The organism is Pseudomonas sp. B392_1p (genome assembly GCF_052245235.1).
GTDB classification, from domain to species: Bacteria; Pseudomonadota; Gammaproteobacteria; order Pseudomonadales; family Pseudomonadaceae; genus Serpens; species Serpens gallinarum.
In genome coordinates, this window is the sequence record NZ_JBQPXM010000029.1 from 1 (window position 1) to 3,458 (window position 3,458).

Consider the following 3,458-nt stretch of genomic DNA (forward strand, 5'->3'; position numbering starts at 1 on the left):
AGGTCATCGTCAAGCGCCTAAACCCAAAACCCCAATCCGCGCACGCGGGTTGGGGTTTTGTCTGTGTGCGCGGAAAACCCTGGCGATCAAAAAAAGTGGGCTGCGTCGGGAGCCTCGGCTCCGCTGGCGTGTAGACAGACCGTGAGAGACTAAGTCTTCTAAGGCCTGAACCGGTTTCTTTGCAAGCTTGCTGCGGGCCGATATGATGCGCACCTCTTCATGGAGTGAGCATGAATGCTGGAATTACTGAGATTGATCCAGGACGGCAGTTTTCACTCAGGTGAAACGCTTGGAAAGCAGTTAGGCATCAGCCGGGCGGCAGTGTGGAAGCAAATTGAACAACTAGAGCTTCAGCATCACGTAGCAATTCATAGGGTTCGTGGCCGCGGCTATCGCTTGGCGGAGCCATTGCTACTACTTGATTGTGAGCGAATTGATGGAAGTGCCCTGCAACTGGAATCGGTAATCGTAAAGGATGTGCTGGATTCGACTAATGCCGAGTCATTGCGGTTGGTAGCAAGTGGGCTTGCGGCGCCCTTTATCGTCCTCGCTGAGCAACAACTCGCTGGCAGAGGGCGAAGAGGGCGAGAATGGGTTAGCCCATGTGCTGAGAATATTTACTACAGCTTGGTGCTCCGGCTTGATCAGGGGGCTCGGATGCTGGAAGGTCTGAGTCTTGTTGTTGGGCTCGCCGCGCTTCGTGTATTGCGCGAGGCGGGGGTTGAGAGGGCGGGCTTGAAGTGGCCGAATGACATACTGGTGGGCAACCAAAAAATTGCCGGGATCCTGTTGGAGCTGATAGGTGATCCCACAGATATCTGTCATGTGGTGATCGGTATTGGCATCAACGTCAACATGCGGGCAGAGTCGAATGCCATTGATCGTCCGTGGACATCGGTGCTGCTTTCTACGGGCTCCAGGCAGGATCGGAATCACCTGGTCAGCCGGTTGAACTGCTTTCTTGCAGACTATTTGTCAAAGCAAAATGGACTAGGTTTCGCAGCGCTGCTCGATGAGTGGGAGCGAGAGCATCTCTGGCAGGGGCGGCAGGTGGTACTGTCGGCCGGTGGTGAGCCCGTGCATGGGCAGGTTCTGGGGATACATGCAGATGGGGCTTTGCGTTTGCTCGTAAAAGGTTGTGAGCAACGGTATAGCGGTGGTGAGCTCAGTCTGAGGTTGCATGATGATTCTTGAGCTGGACTGCGGTAATAGCTTGATCAAGTGGCGCATCATTACGCAGGCGGGGGCGTTGGCTGAAGGCGGTTTGGCAAATAGCGAAGAAAAGCTGCTGGGCGACCTGGCGGCGTTGGTAAATAACCAGCCGCAAGCTTGTCGATTGGTCAGTGTGCGCAGTGCTGAAGAGACAGATCGCCTGGTTTCGTTATTAAAGGCACGCTTCGGGCTCAGTAGCGTTTGCGCGCAGCCAGCACGGGAGCTTGCTGGAGTTCGCAATGGTTATGAAGATTACACGCGTCTAGGTCTGGACCGTTGGCTGGCGATGGTAGGTGCATACCAGTCGGCCCAAAAGGCTTGTCTAGTGATTGATGTGGGTACTGCGATCACGGCTGATTTCATCGCCCCGGATGGTCAGCATCTGGGTGGTTTCATCTGTCCCGGAATGCCATTAATGCGTGATCAGTTACGGACTCATACTCGAAAGATCCGCTATGGTGACGAGTCGGTAGTGGCATCGTTATACAGTCAATCTCCTGGACGGTCCACGATTGAGGCCGTTGAGCGTGGGTGTATGTTGATGCTGCGGGGTTTTATACGCGGTCAGCTTGAGATTGCACATGAATATTGGCGAGATGATTTCGAGACGTTCCTAACTGGCGGAGATGCTGGGCTGGTCTGTGAGCAGATTCCAAGCGCTCGGCTAGTGCCGGATCTGGTGTTTGCGGGTCTCGCTTTGGCTTGCCCAATTCTGAGGTAGAAATGCGCTGGTTATTCCTCCTGCTGCTGGTAATAAATATATTTTATTTCGTTTGGAATCAGCAGCAGCTTCCAGGTTTGGCGCAATCCGTTTCCCCCTTTACGCTTCACAGTGGCGAAAAAGATCAAATTCGTCTGATCAGTGAAGAGGTTTACAAGCGTGCGTCTGCTTCAAAGAATGCGGGCGTGGCAGATGCAACGCAATGTCTGTTCCTTGGAGGGTTCGAGCACCAGGCTGACGCTGCAGCTCTTGAGCAGCGTCTTCTTAGTCTGGACATCATGTCGAATGTGCATGAGCGTGAAGCCGAGGCAGGTGTCGATTATTGGGTTTACCTGGCACCGTTGGGTTCGCGCGAAGCTGCTTTGCGACAATTGAAAGAGCTGCAGTCACGAGCCGTTGACAGCTATCTGATTACCCAGGGCGATTTGGCTAACGGTATTTCCTTGGGTATTTTTTCGCGTAATGATTCGGCGCGCAGCGTGCTTCAGCGCATGCGGAGCATAGGGTACGCGGCCGAGTTGCGGGAGCTAAGGCGGGCGTCGCGCACGTTCTGGCTGCAGGTCGCCCCGCGGAGCAGTTATTTAATTGGAGATGACTTGCTGGTGCGGTTAGCCAAGGATTTTTCTGGTTTGCAGCAACAGCAAAATCCGTGTGAAAACGCTGTTGCATCCGCTCCCTAATTTACCTAAAATGGCGCCCGCTTTGTGGCCGTTGCTGTCAAAACTGCCACGAAGCCTGTGTCAGGCGACGCTAACTCTAAGATTTTAATAGAGAAAGTGCTTGACACTGCGAGGGATTCAGATAGAATTTCGCGCACTTTGGAGGGGTTCCCGAGTGGCCAAAGGGATCAGACTGTAAATCTGACGTCATCGACTTCGAAGGTTCGAATCCTTCTCCCTCCACCAAATAAGCGTAAATAGCAAGTTAGCGGGTATAGTTTAGTGGTAGAACCTCAGCCTTCCAAGCTGATGATGCGGGTTCGATTCCCGCTACCCGCTCCAGATTTGCTGTTTGTCAAAATGTTACGCTCATGTAGCTCAGTTGGTAGAGCACACCCTTGGTAAGGGTGAGGTCAGCGGTTCAAATCCGCTCATGAGCTCCACATTTAAAAGGCAGATATGAAGATATCTGCCTTTGTTTTATGGTTACGTGAACCGATAATTCTGCGATGGGAGACGGGCTCAATGGCTAAAGAAAAATTTGAACGTAGCAAACCGCACCTCAACGTTGGCACCATCGGTCACGTTGACCATGGCAAGACCACGCTGACCGCAGCCCTGACCCGCGTCTGCGCCGAAGTGTTCGGCAGCGGTGGTACTTCCAAGGGTTACGACCAGATCGACAACGCGCCGGAAGAAAAGGCTCGTGGTATCACCATCAACACTTCGCACGTTGAATATGATTCCCCGACCCGTCACTACGCGCACGTTGACTGCCCGGGTCACGCTGACTATGTGAAGAACATGATCACCGGTGCTGCCCAGATGGACGGCGCGATCCTGGTCTGCTCGGCTGCTGACGGCCC

The 3,458-nt window shown here is 53.6% G+C and carries 4 protein-coding genes and 3 tRNA genes; all 7 read left to right on the forward strand.

The window, feature by feature from the left end; translation table 11 throughout:
- Positions 1-234 precede the first annotated feature (234 nt).
- Entirely contained in the window at positions 235-1,194 is a 960-nt protein-coding gene (gene birA, locus ACTV8E_RS20610; protein ID WP_273537645.1) for a bifunctional biotin--[acetyl-CoA-carboxylase] ligase/biotin operon repressor BirA, read from the forward strand.
- A complete protein-coding gene (locus ACTV8E_RS20615; protein WP_443200691.1) occupies positions 1,184-1,933 on the forward strand; it encodes a pantothenate kinase in 750 nt (249 codons plus the stop codon). The genes birA and ACTV8E_RS20615 overlap by 11 nt, the downstream gene beginning before the upstream one ends.
- 2 nt (positions 1,934-1,935) lie before the next feature.
- A complete protein-coding gene (locus tag ACTV8E_RS20620) occupies positions 1,936-2,613 on the forward strand; it encodes an SPOR domain-containing protein (protein ID WP_443200690.1) in 678 nt (225 codons plus the stop codon).
- A gap of 140 nt (positions 2,614-2,753) precedes the next feature.
- A tRNA-Tyr gene (locus ACTV8E_RS20625) sits at positions 2,754-2,838 on the forward strand.
- 22 nt (positions 2,839-2,860) lie between these two features.
- Positions 2,861-2,934, forward strand: a tRNA-Gly gene (locus tag ACTV8E_RS20630).
- A 25-nt stretch (positions 2,935-2,959) separates the two neighbouring features.
- Positions 2,960-3,035: transfer RNA gene (locus tag ACTV8E_RS20635), tRNA-Thr, on the forward strand.
- Positions 3,036-3,117: 82 nt separating this feature from the next.
- Positions 3,118-3,458: GTP-binding protein (locus ACTV8E_RS20640; protein ID WP_443200664.1), on the forward strand; the 341-nt coding region annotated here is incomplete at its 3' end.